12 protein-coding genes are annotated in these 15,773 nt (G+C 64.4%); 10 read left to right on the top strand and 2 right to left on the bottom strand.

Features of this window, described 5'->3' with window-relative positions; all coding sequences use genetic code 11:
- The first annotated feature begins 336 nt into the window (after positions 1–336).
- Together ACFY9W_RS22665 and ACFY9W_RS22660 are read left to right on the top strand one after the other, a co-directional pair.
- On the top strand, positions 337–1,188 hold the full coding sequence (locus ACFY9W_RS22665) for a LysR substrate-binding domain-containing protein (protein ID WP_391135000.1): 852 nt from the start codon (positions 337–339) through the stop codon (positions 1,186–1,188).
- 96 nt (positions 1,189–1,284) lie between these two features.
- Positions 1,285–2,280 carry an aldo/keto reductase gene (locus ACFY9W_RS22660; protein WP_391134997.1) on the top strand — a complete coding sequence of 332 codons (996 nt, stop codon included), beginning with the start codon at positions 1,285–1,287 and terminating at the stop codon, positions 2,278–2,280.
- Here the strand turns inward: ACFY9W_RS22660 and ACFY9W_RS22655 are convergent.
- Complete coding sequence (locus tag ACFY9W_RS22655; protein WP_391134994.1) at positions 2,273–3,538, bottom strand: ATP-binding protein; 1,266 nt, start codon at positions 3,536–3,538, stop codon at positions 2,273–2,275. The two genes, ACFY9W_RS22660 and ACFY9W_RS22655, sit on opposite strands and share 8 nt — an antisense overlap.
- Complete coding sequence (locus ACFY9W_RS22650; protein WP_391134991.1) at positions 3,535–4,236, bottom strand: response regulator; 702 nt, start codon at positions 4,234–4,236, stop codon at positions 3,535–3,537. The genes ACFY9W_RS22655 and ACFY9W_RS22650 overlap by 4 nt, the downstream gene beginning before the upstream one ends.
- A gap of 197 nt (positions 4,237–4,433) precedes the next feature.
- Between ACFY9W_RS22650 and bamA the strand changes: the two genes are divergently transcribed.
- The 8 genes from bamA to ACFY9W_RS22610 all read left to right on the top strand — a co-directional run bounded on the left by bamA (position 4,434) and on the right by ACFY9W_RS22610 (position 15,626).
- Entirely contained in the window at positions 4,434–6,797 is a 2,364-nt protein-coding gene (gene bamA, locus ACFY9W_RS22645; protein WP_391134987.1) for an outer membrane protein assembly factor BamA, read from the top strand.
- A gap of 297 nt (positions 6,798–7,094) precedes the next feature.
- On the top strand, positions 7,095–7,478 hold the full coding sequence (locus tag ACFY9W_RS22640; RefSeq protein ID WP_391134984.1) for a hypothetical protein: 384 nt from the start codon (positions 7,095–7,097) through the stop codon (positions 7,476–7,478).
- A 14-nt stretch (positions 7,479–7,492) separates the two neighbouring features.
- The gene (locus tag ACFY9W_RS22635) at positions 7,493–8,458 is read left to right on the top strand and encodes an endonuclease (RefSeq protein WP_391134981.1); all 966 of its coding nucleotides are present in this window, start codon (positions 7,493–7,495) and stop codon (positions 8,456–8,458) included.
- A gap of 73 nt (positions 8,459–8,531) precedes the next feature.
- Positions 8,532–9,038: a sigma-70 family RNA polymerase sigma factor gene (locus tag ACFY9W_RS22630; RefSeq protein WP_391135003.1), complete on the top strand. Its 507-nt coding sequence runs from the start codon at positions 8,532–8,534 to the stop codon at positions 9,036–9,038.
- On the top strand, positions 9,038–10,003 hold the full coding sequence (locus ACFY9W_RS22625) for a FecR domain-containing protein (RefSeq protein WP_391134978.1): 966 nt from the start codon (positions 9,038–9,040) through the stop codon (positions 10,001–10,003). The genes ACFY9W_RS22630 and ACFY9W_RS22625 overlap by 1 nt, the downstream gene beginning before the upstream one ends.
- A gap of 291 nt (positions 10,004–10,294) precedes the next feature.
- Positions 10,295–12,706, top strand: coding sequence for a TonB-dependent siderophore receptor (locus ACFY9W_RS22620; protein ID WP_391134975.1), 2,412 nt, complete (start codon positions 10,295–10,297; stop codon positions 12,704–12,706).
- Positions 12,707–12,846: 140 nt separating this feature from the next.
- Positions 12,847–14,496: an MFS transporter gene (locus ACFY9W_RS22615; RefSeq protein WP_391134972.1), complete on the top strand. Its 1,650-nt coding sequence runs from the start codon at positions 12,847–12,849 to the stop codon at positions 14,494–14,496.
- Complete coding sequence (locus tag ACFY9W_RS22610) at positions 14,493–15,626, top strand: HlyD family efflux transporter periplasmic adaptor subunit (RefSeq protein ID WP_391134968.1); 1,134 nt, start codon at positions 14,493–14,495, stop codon at positions 15,624–15,626. Before ACFY9W_RS22615 ends, ACFY9W_RS22610 begins: the two co-directional genes overlap by 4 nt.
- Positions 15,627–15,773: the final 147 nt, after the last annotated feature.

The raw sequence follows: 15,773 nt of genomic DNA, 5'->3' as shown, positions 1-15,773 counted from the left end.
TGCCAAGCTGGCCAGCTGAGGCTGGGGCTGCTACGCAGCCCACCCGAACCGACGGGCAGCACCCGATGCTGGAGAGAAATTCTCTGGCAGGCTGACTCGTGCCTGGAGGTTGCTGAGAGAGGCCGTTGGCTTTTCTACTGAAAATTTGCCTCCGGCCATAGAATCTCCCACAGGTGCAATGTGAATTGGGACATTGTACTTGGCCTGTGGGAGCGGCCTTGCGTCGCGATTGGGCTGCAACGCAGCCCCAAAATCTCAAAACCACCCTCAATCCCACAGGCAATACAGAAAGCGCTACCCTACCCCCTTTCTGCATCAGCCACTGCCGAGCCATTCATGTTCGATTGGGAAGACCTGCGCCACTTCTGCGCCTTCACTACCGCCGGCTCGTTGTCCGCCGCGGCCAAAGCACTGGCCGTTGACCACGCCACCGTCGCCCGGCGCATCGCTTCGCTCGAAGCCTCGCTAAAGCTCAAGCTGGTCGACCGCCGCCCCCGCGCCTATGCCCTCACCGACGAAGGCCGACGCGTCGCGGAGCTCGCCGAACAGATGACCCTGTCCTCATTCGCCCTGGAGCATTTTGCCAGCGCCGGGCAGCACGCAGTAGAAGGCGAAGTGGTACTGGCAGCACCGCCGGCTCTGCTCGGCAGCATCGTCGCCCGGCGCCTGGGCGAGCTATACCAGCGCTACCCGCAACTGCGCCTGAAGCTGGTCGGCAGCAAGTCGAAGGCGTCCCTGGCACGCCGCGAAGCCGACATCAGCATCGCCCTGGCGAGGCCGACCGAACCGACCTTGGTGGTCAGCCTGCTGGGGCACCTGGACTACCGGTTGTATGCTTCGGCCAGTTACCTGGCCAGCGCCGCGGGCCGCCGCTACATCGGCTATGACGAGTCCCAGGCCAACGCCCCACAGCAGCAATGGCTCAACCGCCAGGCCGGCCAACAGCCTTTCGCGCTGCGCAGCAATGACCTGCGCATCCAGGCCCAGGCCTGTGCCGGCGGTATCGGCATCGCTTGCCTGCCGGCGTTCATGGCCCAGGAGCACGGCTTGAAGGAAGCCGGTAGCGCCGAGCAGACCATGAGCATCGAAATCTGGCTGGCGGTGCATGAGGATGTGCGCACTACCCCGCGGATAAAGGCCGTTACCGACTTTCTTCAGCAACACGTGCGGCCATTGCTGCGCTTGTGAATTTTTGCGGATTCCACTTGCAGCAATACGGAATTTCCGCGCAAGCCTGCCAGCGTTAGGCTAGCCCCATTACTACCGCCCTTGAAGGAGATGACGATGCAATACGTGAAGCTGGGTAGCACCGGGCTGGACATTTCCAAACTGTGCCTGGGCTGCATGACCTTCGGCGAGCCGGGTGCCGGCACCCACCCCTGGACCCTGGGCGAAGACGCCAGCCGGCCCATCATTCGCCACGCCGTCGAGCAAGGCATCAACTTCTTCGACACGGCCAACAGCTATTCTGCCGGCACCTCGGAACTCATCGTTGGCAAGCTGCTGAAGGAATTCACCCGCCGCGAGGAAACGGTAATCGCCACCAAGGTGTTCTTCCCCGCCAACATGTGGCAAGGCACCAGCAGGCCGAATGAACAAGGCCTGTCCCGCAAGGCGATCATGGCCAGCATCGATGCCAGCCTCAGCCGCCTGGGCACTGACTACGTCGACCTGTACCAGATCCACCGCTGGGACTACCACACCCCCATCGAGGAAACCATGGAAGCCCTGCACGACGTGGTCAAGGCCGGCAAGGCGCGCTACATCGGCGCCTCGTCGATGTATGCCTGGCAGTTCGCCAAGGCCCAGCAGGTGGCGGCCAGCAATGGCTGGAGCCGCTTCGTGTCGATGCAGAACTACCTCAACCTGATCTACCGCGAAGAAGAACGCGAGATGATCCCGCTGTGCCTGGACCAAGGCGTGGGCCTGATGCCCTGGAGCCCGATGGCGCGCGGGCGCCTGACCCGGCCGCACGGGCAGCAGACCGAACGCACGCGCACTGACCTGTCCGGGCAGTCGTTCTATGAAAACACCGAGGCCGAAGACGGCCGGGTGATCGATGTGGTCGAGCAGATTGCCGGCGAGCGCGGCGTGCCGATGGCCCAGGTGGCGCTGGCATGGGTGCTGGGTAAAGCCGGTGTTTCAGCGCCTATCGTCGGCGCCTCGAAGCCCGCCCACCTGGACGATGCACTGGGTGCGCTGTCACTGCAGTTGAGCGAGGACGAAGTGGCACGTTTGCAGGCCCCTTACGTCCCGCACTCGGTGACGGGCTTCAAGTAGGGCTGGCTTGCGGCAGTTCGATGCGCACCCGCAAGCCCCCGGTGGCAGCAGCCAGCGCGGTGATGCTGCCACCGTGCAGGGCGATGGCGCGCTGGGCGATGGCCAGGCCCAGGCCGAAGCCATCACTGCTGCTGTCGGTACCACGGTCGAACGGCTCGAAGATGCGCTGCAGGCGTGCCGGGTCGACGCCTGGGCCATGGTCGCTGACGCACACCTGCAACCATTGCCCGCCCGGTGCCGGTGCAGCTTCCACCAGCACCGCCGTGCCGGGCGCCGTGTAGCGCACGGCATTGCGGATGATGTTCTCGAAGGCCCGGTACAGCAGTTCTTCATGGCCATGCATGAAAAACGCGCCCTGGGCCAGCAACGACACCTGGCACTGCTTCATGCCTGCTTCGAAACGGGCATCCTCGACAATCTGCGCCAGCAGCTCGACCACATCCACATTGGCGAAGTCGCTGTTGCCCTGGCGGGACTGGGCGCGGGCCAGGGTGAGCAGTTGCTCGATCAGGTCGTCCATGCGCCGCGACTCGCGCTCGACCCGCTCCAGCATGTCGGGCCGGTCGGGTTGCTGGCGCATCAGGCCGATGGCGGCATGCATGCGGGTCAGCGGTGAACGCAGCTCGTGGGAGATATCGTGCAGCAGGTTCTGCTGCGCCTGCACCAGGGCCTTGAGCTGGCCGGCCATGCGGTCGCAGTCTTCGGCCAGCTCGACGATCTCGTCACGGCGCTTGCCCAGGCGCGGCCTCACCCGCACATCGAACCTGCCCTGGGCGACCTGGCCCATGGCCTCGCGCAGCCAGGCCAGTGGGCGGGTCAGGTACAGGCTGCACAACAGCGCGAACAGCGCACTCATCAGTGCGCCCGTTACGAACGGGCCCACGTTGTGTGGGCGCGGGGCCATGCCGATATGGGTGGCCACCGAGGCACGCAGTACCAGCGGGCGGCCGTCGCGGTCGACCAGCGCTTGCTCGAAACGCGCCGTGTGCACCGTCCTGCCCGCCAGCAAGCGGCCTTGGTCATCGTAAAGGCCCACCTGCACATCCGGCGGCTGTGGCGACACGTCCAGCAGTTGCCGGCCGGCCCGTTCGCCATGCCGCTCCAGCATTTGCAGCTCGGTGGCCAGCAGCGAACGCAGCCCTGGGGTATCACCGCGCAGGTCATTGAGCATGAAGGCCCCCGCCCCCACCAGGAAGGTCAGGGTATTGGCCAGCCAGAAGGCCAGGAACAGCTTCCAGAACAGGCGCCGGCGCATCATTCGACGATCAGCATGTAGCCCATGCCGCGCACACTCTGGATCCAGCTGCTGCCGTCGGCACGCGGGCCGAGTTTTTGCCGGATGCTGCTGACGTGCACGTCGATGCGCCGGTCGTAGCGGGTCAGCGGCCGGCCCAGGGCATTGAGTGACAGGTCCTGCTTGCTGACCAGTTGACCGGCCTGGCGGGCCAGCGCTTCGAGCAGGCTGAACTCGGAGCCGGTCAGTTCCAGCGTGGCGCTGCCCCAGTGCGCCTCCCGCCGGCCCGGCCACATTTTCAAGGCGCCGCTGCGCACCTGGTCCGGTGCCTCGGGTGCACTGGCCTCGCCCATCAGGTGCGGCTGCACCCGGCGCAATATCGCCCGCAAACGTGCCACCAGCTCACCCGGGGAACTGGGCTTGGGCACATAGTCATCCGCCCCCAACTCAAGGCCGGCGATACGGTCGATATTGTCGCCACGGGCAGTCAGCAGCAGCACCGGCACCTGGCTGCGCGCACGCACGCGCCGTAGCACTTCAATGCCAGAGATGCCCGGCAGCATCACGTCCAGCACCACCGCCTGGTAGTTGCCGGACAACGCCTGGGCCTCGCCCTCTTCGCCCGTGGCCACGGCCGTGGCCTGGAAGCCTTCGCGTACCAGGTACAAAGAGAGCATTTCAGTCAATTCGCGGTCGTCGTCGACCAGCAGCACGGGGATCATCAGGGCCAGATATCACAGTTGCAGGGGCGTTAATGATCGCCTCGCACGGCAGCACTGTCACCGCCGGCCGGTCGGACTTTACACATCTTTACCCTCGGCTAACCGCGCCGTACACAGCCCGCCCGTATCCTCATCGCCCGCTGCATGCGGGTTGCCCGCGCTTGCTCCCCTCCGAATCCGCTTGTCTGGAACCCCCGATGAACTACCCGCGCCTGTTGCTCTCCATCCTGTTGCTGAAAGCCACGCTGGCCCAGGCCTCCCCGTTCAGGATCGCCGACATCCGCGTCAACGGCCTGCAGCGGGTTTCCGCCGGCAGTGTCTTCGGTGCCTTGCCGCTGAACGTCGGCGATCAGGCCGATGACCGCCGCCTGGTGGACTCGACGCGTTCCCTGTTCAAGACCGGGTTCTTCCAGGACATCCAGTTGAACCGCGATGGCAATGTGCTGATCATCAACGTGGTCGAGCGCCCGTCGGTGTCGAGTATCGAGATCGAAGGCAACAAGGCGATCAGCACCGAAGACCTGATGAAAGGCCTGAAACAGTCGGGCCTGGCCGAAGGCGAGATCTTCCAGCGTGCCACGCTCGAAGGCGTGCGTAACGAACTGCAGCGCCAGTACGTGGCCCAGGGCCGCTACTCGGCCGAGGTCGACGCCGAAGTGGTGCCGCAGCCGCGCAACCGTGTGGCGCTGAAGATCAAGATCAACGAAGGCACCGTCGCTGCCATCCAGCACATCAACATCGTTGGCAACAACGTGTTCGACGATGAAACCCTGGGGCAGCTGTTCGAGCTGAAAACCACCAACTGGCTGTCGTTCTTCAAGAACGATGACAAGTACGCCCGCGAAAAACTGTCCGGTGACCTGGAGCGCCTGCGCTCCTACTACCTGGACCGCGGCTACATCAACATGGATATCGCCTCTACCCAGGTGTCCATCACGCCAGACAAGAAACACGTGTACATCACCGTCAACATCAACGAAGGCGAGAAGTACACCGTTCGTGACGTGAAGCTGTCCGGTGACCTGAAAGTGCCGGAAGACCAGGTCAAGTCGCTGCTGCTGATGCAGCCGGGCCAGGTGTTCTCGCGCAAGGTGATGACCACCACGTCCGAGCTGATCACCCGTCGCCTGGGTAACGAAGGCTATACCTTCGCCAACGTCAACGGCGTGCCACAGCCGAACGACCAGGACCACACGGTCGACATCATGTTCGTGGTCGATCCGGGCAAGCGTGCCTACGTGAACCGCATCAACTACCGCGGCAACACCAAGACCGAAGACGAAGTACTGCGCCGCGAAATGCGCCAGATGGAAGGCGGCTGGGCGTCGACCTACCTGATCGACCAGTCCAAGACCCGTCTGGAGCGCCTTGGCTTCTTCAAGGAAGTCAACGTCGAGACCCCGCAGGTAGCCGGCACCGACGACCAGGTTGACGTCAACTACAGCGTTGAAGAGCAGGCATCCGGCTCGATCACCGCCAGCGTCGGCTTCGCCCAGAGCGCGGGCCTGATCCTGGGTGGTTCGATCAGCCAGAGCAACTTCCTGGGTACCGGTAACAAGGTGTCCATCGGCCTGACCCGCAGCGAGTACCAGACCAAGTACAACTTTGGCTTCACCGACCCCTACTTCACCGCCGACGGCGTCAGCCTGGGCTACAACGCCTTCTACAGCAGTACCGACTACAGCGATTACTACGACGATGGCGTTTCGTACTATGCAATCAACAGCTACGGCGCCGGGGTCAGCTTTGGCTACCCGATCAACGAAACCTCGCGCCTGACCTACGGCCTGACCCTGCAACACGACGACATTTCGCCCGGCACCTACAGCGCCGACGAGATCTACGACTTCATCGCACGCGAGGGCAAGAGCTTCAACAACCTCAAAGCGTCGATCGGTTGGTCTGAGTCCACCCTGAACAAGGGCGTGCTGGCTACCCGAGGCCACTCGCAAAGCCTGACCCTGATGGCCACCACGCCCGGCAGCGATCTTTCGTTCTACAAACTGGACTACAACGGCCAGACCTACCTGCCGGTCACCGCCAAGACCTCGCTGCGCTTGCACACCAGCCTGGGCTATGGCAACGGCTACGGCTCTACCGACGGCCTGCCGTTCTATGAAAGCTACACCGCAGGCGGCCTGGGTTCGGTGCGCGGCTTCAAGGATGGTGGCCTGGGCCCACGCAATACCCCGGCCACAGGCACCTATGCCAGCGCTGGCCAAGCCTATTACTCCGACCGCGACACCGACGTGCTGGGGGGCAACATCCTGATTACCGGGGGTGCCGAGTACATCTTCCCGTTGCCGTTCGTGAAGGACCGGAGCCAGCTGCGCAGTTCGGTATTCGTCGACGCCGGCAACGTATATGCCGACACCTGCTACCTGTCGACTACCCAGGGCTGCGGCAGCGTGGACCTGGCGCAGATGGCCGTGTCGCTGGGGGTTGGCGTGACCTGGTACAGCCCGATGGGGCCGCTGAGCTTCAGCCTGGCGGCACCGCTGAAAAAGCCGGACAACGCCGAGACGCAAATCTTCCAGTTCTCGCTGGGGCAGACCTTCTGATCATTGCATAGGGTTCCAGGCTGATGCGGTCCATGTGGGAGCGGGCGTGCCCGCGAAACAGGCGACGCTGTGGATGGCACCGGCTTTGCCGGTGTTCGCGGCGGTTCGACGCCTCGACGCGCCCGCTCCCACATGGATTGCGCAAGCTTCGAGTTTTCGAGCAAGACAGAATCCCCCGCATAAAGCAGCACCCGGTTGGGTTTGAGCATTACCCGCTTTTACTCCCGCTTAACCCAAGTTGACAGTCACCTTGCCTAAGCTGGCCAGCATTCAAACCCCGCCCAGCAGGACATGCCCATGCCCCCCTTCACGCCTTGCTTCCCCTCCGCACTGCGACACGATGAAGTCCCGGTCGCCCTACTCGACCTTATCCAGCAGCGCCTGGCCAGCCTGCTTGGCCCACGCTTCACGGTGGTACTGGGCGGTAGTGGCGATGGCGCCGGCGTCAGCCACTACCACCTGGCAATCCAGCATAACCAGAGCGGTGTTTCACTGGAGGACTACGGCGACGTCGGCGCCGGTTTCATCGAGCGCCTGCTGCGCATGGGCACCCAGGTGAGGGACATGCTCGACTCGGCCACGTTCAGCCGTATGGCCAGCGACGACCCGAGCCGACCATTGGTATGGCTCAGCGAGCTGGTCAGCCTCGGGGAAAACATTACAATGCGCGCCCCAATCTGAAATATGTTTTTCTCATGAAATCACTGCTTTACGCCGTAACCTTAGTGTTTTCCTTCACCCTTCCTGCCTTTGCCAACCCACCCGCGACCTTCACCGAGGCCAAGGTGGTGGCCAAGCAAAAGGTGTACATGGACCAGGCCAGCAGTGCCATGGGCGAGCTGTACTGCGGCTGCAAATGGACCTGGGTGGGCAAGTCCGGTGGGCGCATCGATGCCGCTTCGTGCGGCTATCAGACGCGCAAACAGCAGAACCGCGCCGAGCGCACCGAGTGGGAACACATCGTGCCCGCCTACACCTTTGGCAACCAGCGCCAGTGCTGGAAAAACGGCGGCCGTGAGCACTGCGTGGACAACGACCCGGTGTTCCGCGCCATGGAAGCCGACCTGTTCAACCTGTACCCGTCCGTGGGTGAGGTCAACGGCGACCGCAGCAACTTCAACTACGGCATGGTCGCTGGCAATGCCGGCGAATATGGCCAGTGCACCACCAAGGTCGACTTCGTCCAGCGCGCCGCCGAACCGCGTGACGAAGTGAAAGGCCTGGTGGCTCGCACCACGTTCTACATGTTCGACCGTTACCAACTGAGCATGTCGCGCCAGCAGCAGCAACTGCTGATGGCCTGGGACAAGCAACACCCGGTGTCGGCCTGGGAGAAAGAGCGCGACCGGCGCATTGCCGGGATCATGGGGCATGGCAACCCGTTCGTGAGCGGGGAGCGCAAATGGACGGCCGACTACAAGCCGGTTGGCAGCGGCGTGGTGCAGGCAGTGCCGGGCGAAGCGCCCAAGGCGCAGGCCAAGCCGAGCCTGGCCAGTGCCGCGCCTGTGGGGGCGGTGCTGGGCAACCGCAACAGCCATGTCTATCACCTGTCCGTGGGCTGCCCGGGCTACAACCAGGTGGCGGCGAAAAACCAGGTCAGCTTCGCCACCGAGGGTGAGGCGCAGGCAGCCGGCTATCGCAAAGCAGGCAACTGCCGCTAAGCAACGCGGATTGCCAGGTTGACGGGCAGGTGTTTAGAATGCGATCAATTCTTAATTGCACCCCTTGCCCGTCATGCCGCCCAACGACCCCACCCTCAACCTGCAGGTCCAGACGCTTTACACCGAGCACCATGGCTGGCTGCAAGGGTGGTTGGGGCGCAAGCTGGGCAATGGCTGCGATGCCGCCGACCTGGCCCATGACACCTTCGTACGCCTGCTCAGCCGCCAGGGCAGCAGCAGTTTCGGCACGGAGCCCAGGGCCTTGCTTACCCACATTGCCAAGGCCCTGGTAGTCGACCGCTGGCGACGCCAGGATGTGGAGCGCGCCTACCTGGAAGCCATCGCCCACTTACCGGAGCCCGAAGTGCCCTCCCCGGAAACGCGCTGGCTGATCCTCGAAACCCTGTATCGCATCGACGCCATGCTGCGCGACCTGCCAGCCCGGGTGCGCCAGGTGTTCCTGCTGTCGCAACTGGACGGGCTGACCTATGTGCAAATTGCCGAGCAGTTGCAGGTGTCGCTGATCACCATCAAGCGCGACATGCGCACGGCATTCCTCGCCTGCCTGAGCATCGATTGATGAGCGCAAGCATCGACCCGCTGATTCTTGGTGAAGCCGCCGATTGGCTGGTGCAACTGCAATCGGGCACGGCCACCGAGGACGATCACCGCGCGGTGCAGGCCTGGTGCCAGCGCAGCGCCCAGCACGCCCAGGCGTGGCAGCGTGCCGAGGCGATCCTGGGTGACCTGCGCCGCCTGCCCACCCCGGTTACCGGTGAAACCCTGCGCCGCCTGAGCCGCAACGGTGCAGTCAGCCGCCGACAGGCGCTGCACCGCCTGGGGTTGTGGCTGCTGGCCGCACCGGCGGCCTGGCTGGCCTGGCGAGAAACACCCTGGCAGCAGTGGACCGCCGACGCCCGCACGGCAGTCGGCGAACAACGGCCGCTGACGCTTGCCGATGGCAGCCAGGTGTTGCTGAACACCGACACGGCGATTGATATCACCTTCGATGCGCAACAACGACGCATCGACCTGCTGGCGGGCGAAATCCTGGTCACCAGTGCCAAAGACCAGGTTACTCCCTCCCGACCGCTTCTGGTGCGCACCCTGCATGGCCAGGCCATCGCGTTGGGTACGCGCTTCAGCGTGCGCATCGACGGCCCGCTGACCCGGGTGGCCGTGCTTGAAGGCGCAGTCAGCATCCGCCCCGTGCATACTGCCACTGGCCTGCTGCTCAAGGCAGGCGAGCGTGGCGCCTTCGATAGCGACCGGGTCTTGCCCGCCACTGCGCTGGAAACCGGCGATCTGGCCTGGGAGCACGGCATGCTGCTGGCCCGTGACATGCGCCTGGCCGACCTGTTGCACGAGTTGGGCCGCTATCGCCCCGGTGTACTGCGTTGCCACCCACAGGTGCGCGAACTGAGAGTGTCTGGCGCCTTTCCCCTGGCCGATACCGATGCCAGCCTGCGCCTGCTGGGCGACACCCTGCCAGTGGCCATCCAGGGCCTGACCCGCTACTGGGTGACCGTAGAACCACGCGTATAAGAGCCGCTGAAGGATTTTAAATAACAGTTGCCTTGCCCGAATCCAGAAGGCTGCTCGGTTTAGTTGGGAGCAACTGTCTTGCTCAACTTCTAAAAGCTGACGCGGCCCCCTGTGGGAGCGGGCGTGCCCGCGAACACCGGCAAAGCCGGTGCCATCCACTACGTTGCCTGCTTCGCGGGCGCGCCCGCTCCCACAGGGGCCGCCCCAGCTTCAGGTTTTCAGTGATACCTTTTCCTGCGTCGTCCGGTGATGAGTGCAGAACCTTCATTTTCTGCAGCACAGGACCCTCGCATGACTCCCCGCTTCCGCCTCAAGGCCCTGAGCCTGGCCATCGCCCTCGGCGCCCTGGCGCCCCTTCAGGCACCCCTGGCCGCCGACGCCACCGCACGCGCTTATCACCTGGCTGCCGGGCCACTGGCCGACGTACTGGCGCGCTTCGCCGCCAGCGCGGGGGTGCCGCTGTCGTTCGACCCGGCGCTGCTCAAAGGCGTGCAAAGCCAGGGGTTGGAGGGCAGTTACAGCGTACAGGAAGGCTTCGCTCGCCTGTTGGCCGGCAGTGGCTACAGCCTGATAGCTACCGACAGCGGCGGCTACACACTGGCGCCAACGGTCGACCTGGGCAATGCCCTTGAACTGGGCGCCACCACCATCAACAGCAACCTTGCCGCCAATGCCAATACCTGGCAAGGCGGCCAGGTAGCTCGTAGCGCCCGCCTGGGCGTGCTTGGCGACCAGGCAATCAGCGACGTGCCGTTCAGCGTTACCAGCTACACCGCCAAGACCATCGCCGACCAGCAAGCCCGCACCTTGGGTGACGTGTTGCTCAACGACGCCTCGGTACGCCAGTCGGCGGGCTTCGGCAACTTCTCGCAGGTGTTCACGATCCGTGGCCTGCCGCTGAACACCGATGACATCAGCTACAACGGCCTGTACGGGGTGTTGCCGCGGCAGATCGTGACCACCGAGGCACTCGAGCGGGTCGAAGTATTCAAAGGCTCCAGCGCCTTCATCAACGGTGTTGCCCCGCAGGGCAGCGGCATTGGCGGTGCAATCAACCTGGTGCCCAAGCGCGCAGAGGACACCCCCACCCGGCATGTCACCCTCGACTACGCCACGGGCGACAACATCGGCGGCCACCTGGACCTGGGCAAGCGCTTCGGTGAAGACAACCGCTTCGGCGCACGCATCAACCTGGCCCAGCATGACGGCGGCACCGGCGTCGACGACGAAGCCCAGCACTCCACCCTGGTGGCCATAGCTCTGGACTACCGTGGCGAGCGCCTGCGCCTGTCCACCGACCTGGGTTACCAGAAAGAGCGCATCAACCAGGGCCGCGCGGTGATCTACCCCACCGGCAGTAAAGTGCCCCACGCCCCGTCGGCGCGTGACAACTACTCGCAAAGCTGGAGCTGGTCGCAGCTCGAAGACACCTACGGCATGGTCAACGCCGAGTATGACCTGAACGACAACTGGATGCTGTATGCCGGCGCCGGTGCCAAGCACACCCGTGAGAATGGTGAGTATTCCTCGCTGTACGTCAGCGACGCCAACGGCACTGCCCGTGGCGGCTTCCTTTATTCACCCCACGACGAAGACAACAAAAGCGCAGTGGCCGGGCTGAATGGCCGCTTTGCCACCGGCCCGGTCAGCCACCGCGTCAATTTCGGCCTGTCGGGCATGTGGGGCGAGCAGCGGTCGGCCTATGAGGCGCTGGCTGCGGCCAAACGCTATGACAGCAACCTGTACAACCCGGTGAAAGTGCCGCGCCCGACCGACACCTATTTTGGCAGCGACTTGCACGACCCGCGCATTGTCGGCAAGAACCGCAACAAAAGTGTAGCGCTGTCCGACACCCTGGGCTTTTTCGATGACCGCGTGCTGCTGACCGTGGGCGTGCGCCGGCAGTCGATCAGCGTGGACAGCTGGGCGACCGCCACCGGTACACGCAACACGCCTTACGACGAGTCCATCACCACCCCGGTGTATGGCCTGGTGATCAAGCCTTGGGAGCATGTGTCGTTCTATGCCAACCGCATCGAAGGCCTGGCCCAGGGCCCGACCGCACCTTCCAGCGTGACCAACGCCAACGAAGTGTTCCCGCCCAAGCGCAGCAAGCAGATCGAGGCTGGGGTGAAACTGGACTGGAACAGCTTCGGCGCCACCCTGGGCGTGTACCGCATCGAACAGCCCAACAGCGTCACCTACCGCGCACCAGGTGCAACGCTGGACACCTTCAGCATGGACGGCGAGCAGGTCAACAAGGGTGTGGAACTGAACCTGTTCGGTGAGCCGGTGGACGGCCTGCGCCTGTTGACCGGTGCAGTGTTCATGCACACCGAACAGAAGAACACTGCCTACGGCAGCAACGACGGCAACCGCGCTGCCGGCGTACCACGCTTCCAGTACAACCTGGGTGCCGACTGGGACGTGCCCGGCCTTGAGGGCGCCGCGCTCAGCGCCCGGGTGCTGCGCACCGGGGGCCAGTTTGTGAACGCGGCCAACAGCCTGAGCATCCCGGCCTGGACCCGGGTGGACCTTGGCGGGCGCTACCGCTTCAAGGTCGATGACAAGCAGGTGACATTGCGCGCCAATGTGGAGAACGTAGCGAACAAGGCGTATTGGGCGTCGGCGTCGACATCCAACAACTACCTGACCCAAGGTACTCCGCGGGTTTTGCGCCTGTCGGCCAGTGTTGATTTCTGATAAGCCTTAATGCGCTTGCCTTGAGCGTTGTAGCGTCTGCCAGATCGAGCGCCGCGCGGGCGGCGCTCGATCTCAATCCCACCACAAAAACCAGGGCATGCACCTAGCAGCACCAACCGCCGCTCAAGTACAGTCTGCCCATGGACAAGTACGCCCCCCGCCAATGGCTCCCCCACGAGCAACCCAGCCTGCCGGGCTCCCCCTCCACGCCCCTGCATTCGCCCGCCAGGCGCCTGGCCTACGGCGTGGTCGGCCTGCTGGTGGCCATTACCGGTGGCCTGGGCAACGCGCTGGTCACCGCCAACCTGGTGTTCCTGCAAGGCGCCCTGGGCGCGACCACGGCCGAAATGGCCTGGCTGCCCGCCGCGTACGTCATGACCAACGTGTCCATCAACCTGCTGCTGGTCAAGTTTCGCCAGCAATTCGGCCTGCGCGCATTCACCGAAGTGTTCCTGGTGCTGTATGCCCTGGTCACCTTCGCCCACCTGCTGGTCAACGACCTCAACTCGGCCATCGCCGTGCGTGCGGCCCATGGCATGGTCGGCGCCGCGCTCAGCTCGCTGGGGCTGTATTACATGATCCAGGCGTTCCCGGCGCGATGGCGGCTCAAGGCAATGGTGCTGGGCCTGGGGGCCTCGCAACTGGCACTGCCGCTGGCGCGGATTTTTTCCGAAGACCTGCTGCAAATTGCGGAATGGCGTGGCCTGTACCTGTTCGAACTCGGCCTGGCGCTGGCAGCACTGGGCTGCGTGCTGATGCTCAAGCTGCCACCGGGTGACCGGTTCAAGACGTTCGAGCCACTGGACTTCCTCACCTTCACCCTCATGGCCAGCGGCACCGCCCTGCTCTGCGCCGCGCTGTCGCTGGGCCGTATCGACTGGTGGCTGGAGGCGCCGTGGATCGGCGTGGCACTGGCGGCATCGATCGGCCTGATCCTCAGCGGCCTGGCTATCGAGCACAACCGCCAGAACCCGCTGTTGATGACCCATTGGCTGGGCAGCGGTACCGTGATTCGCCTGGCCCTTTGCGTGGTGCTGATCCGCATGGTCACGTCCGAACAGTCCACGGGCGCAGTCGGCTTCTTACAGGCGCTGAACATGGGCAGCGAGCAAATGCGCACGCTGTATTGGGTGATGCTGCTGGGTGCGGTGGCGGGCCTGGCCAGCAGTGCCCTCACCATCAACCCCAACCACCTGGTGATACCGCTGTTCGTCTCGCTGCTGGCCATGGCGACCGGCGCCTTCATGGACAGCAGTTCCAGCAACCTCACGCGCCCGGCGCAAATGTACTTCAGCCAGTTCCTGCTGGCATTCGGCAGCACCTTCTTCCTCGGCCCATCGATGGCCCTGGGCATCAGCCATGTGCGCGCCAACCCACGCAACCTGGTGAGCTTCTCGGTGCTGTTCGGCATCTGCAACAACCTCGGAGGCCTGATTGGTGCGGCACTGCTGGGTACTTTCCAGACCTGGCGGGAAAAATTCCACTCCAGCCACCTGATGGACCGCCTCAGCTACCTGGAGCCACTGGTAACCGCCCGCGTGCAGAGTGGCGGTGCCGGCTACGGCGGCATTCTTGCCGACCCGGCCCTGCGCAGCGAGGCCGGTATGCGCTTGCTGGCCAGCGCCGCCACCCGCGAAGCGAACATCATGGCCTACAACGATGTGTTCGTACTGATCGGCAGCATCGCTATCCTGACCATGGTCTGGATCTGCATCCGTAGTACCTGGCTCTGGTACGCAAGGCGCCAGGCCACCTCCACTGACACCAGCCCCGGCGCGCCCACCCGATGACCGACGACACCCGCACCACAACCACCACTGCCATCGCCGAAACCCCGGAAGGCGTTACACCGCCCAGCGAGCCGAGCAGCCCGGCGCGCTCGCGGCGGGTGCGCATCCTGTCATCGATAAGCTTCGCCTGCGTGGCCCTGGCCGGCATCCTGCTGGTGCTGTATGCCTGGCGCCTGCCGCCGTTCAGCAGCGCCATTGAAAGCACCGAAAATGCCTTGGTGCGCGGCCAGGTGACGATCATCGGCCCGCAGCTCAGTGGCTACATCGTCGATGTGCCGGTGCACGACTTCCAGTTCGTCAAGGCCGGTGACCTGCTGGTGCAACTGGATGACCGTATCTACAAGCAGCGCCTGGCCCAGGCCATCGCCCAACTGCAACAGCAACAGGCTGCCCTGGCCAACAACCTGCAACAGCGCAACAGCGCCGAAGCCACCATTGCCCAGCGCCAGGCGGCCATCGGTGATGCGGCGGCCCAGGCGGCCAAGGCCAAAGCCGACCTGGGCCGCAACCAGGCGCTGGTCAACGATGGCTCGGTGTCACGCCGTGACCTGGACCTGGCCCGCGCCAGTGAAGCCGCAGCAGTCGCCAGCCTGGCCCAGGCCAAGGCAGCACTGGAAATCGCCCGTCAGGACCGGGAAACGGTGGTGGTCAACCGGGCGGCGCTGGAGGCATCGGTGGAAAATGCCAAGGCCGCCGTGGCGCTGGCGCGTATCGACCTCGACAACACCCGTGTCACCGCCCCGCGCGATGGCCAACTGGGGCAGATTGGCACGCGCCTGGGGGCTTACGTGAATTCCGGCGCGCAGTTGATGGCGCTGGTGCCCGACACGTTGTGGGTGATCGCCAACATGAAGGAAACCCAGATGGCCAATGTGCGCATCGGCCAGCCGGTGACGTTCACCGTGGATGCGCTGAACCACCTCAAGCTAAACGGGCACGTGCAGCAGGTTTCGCCGGCCACCGGCTCGGAGTTCGCCTTGTTGCAGGCGGACAACGCCACCGGCAACTTCGTCAAGATTGCCCAGCGAATTCCGGTGCGCATTACCGTGGATGCCGGCCAGGACCAAGCCAGGCGCCTGCGCCCAGGGATGTCGGTGGTGGTCAGTATCGACACCCGCAGCCAGGATTGAGATTGTTGCTGCTGGCCAGTTCGCGGGTAAACCCGCTCCCGCAGGATAATCGCTAAATCAGTGAGTTAGCAGGGACCTGTGGGAGCGGGCGAGCCCGCGAACACCGGCGCAGCCGGTGCCATACACCGAGTCGCCTGCTTCGCGGGC

It is taken from the genome of Pseudomonas sp. NPDC008258 (assembly GCF_042956345.1).
Taxonomy (GTDB): Bacteria; Pseudomonadota; Gammaproteobacteria; order Pseudomonadales; family Pseudomonadaceae; genus Aquipseudomonas.
This window is presented reverse-complemented; position numbering and strand designations above follow the sequence as displayed.

Bases quoted from the DNA above. Each gene is read 5' to 3' on its own strand.
- ACFY9W_RS22665 (WP_391135000.1), top strand. From the start codon at position 337: ATGTTCGATTGGGAAGACCTGCGCCACTTCTGCGCCTTCACTACCGCC.
- ACFY9W_RS22660 (WP_391134997.1), top strand. From the start codon at position 1,285: ATGCAATACGTGAAGCTGGGTAGCACCGGGCTGGACATTTCCAAACTG.
- ACFY9W_RS22655 (WP_391134994.1), bottom strand. From the start codon at position 3,538: ATGATGCGCCGGCGCCTGTTCTGGAAGCTGTTCCTGGCCTTCTGGCTG.
- ACFY9W_RS22650 (WP_391134991.1), bottom strand. From the start codon at position 4,236: ATGATCCCCGTGCTGCTGGTCGACGACGACCGCGAATTGACTGAAATG.
- bamA (WP_391134987.1), top strand. From the start codon at position 4,434: ATGAACTACCCGCGCCTGTTGCTCTCCATCCTGTTGCTGAAAGCCACG.
- ACFY9W_RS22640 (WP_391134984.1), top strand. From the start codon at position 7,095: ATGCCCCCCTTCACGCCTTGCTTCCCCTCCGCACTGCGACACGATGAA.
- ACFY9W_RS22635 (WP_391134981.1), top strand. From the start codon at position 7,493: ATGAAATCACTGCTTTACGCCGTAACCTTAGTGTTTTCCTTCACCCTT.
- ACFY9W_RS22630 (WP_391135003.1), top strand. From the start codon at position 8,532: ATGCCGCCCAACGACCCCACCCTCAACCTGCAGGTCCAGACGCTTTAC.
- ACFY9W_RS22625 (WP_391134978.1), top strand. From the start codon at position 9,038: ATGAGCGCAAGCATCGACCCGCTGATTCTTGGTGAAGCCGCCGATTGG.
- ACFY9W_RS22620 (WP_391134975.1), top strand. From the start codon at position 10,295: ATGACTCCCCGCTTCCGCCTCAAGGCCCTGAGCCTGGCCATCGCCCTC.
- ACFY9W_RS22615 (WP_391134972.1), top strand. From the start codon at position 12,847: ATGGACAAGTACGCCCCCCGCCAATGGCTCCCCCACGAGCAACCCAGC.
- ACFY9W_RS22610 (WP_391134968.1), top strand. From the start codon at position 14,493: ATGACCGACGACACCCGCACCACAACCACCACTGCCATCGCCGAAACC.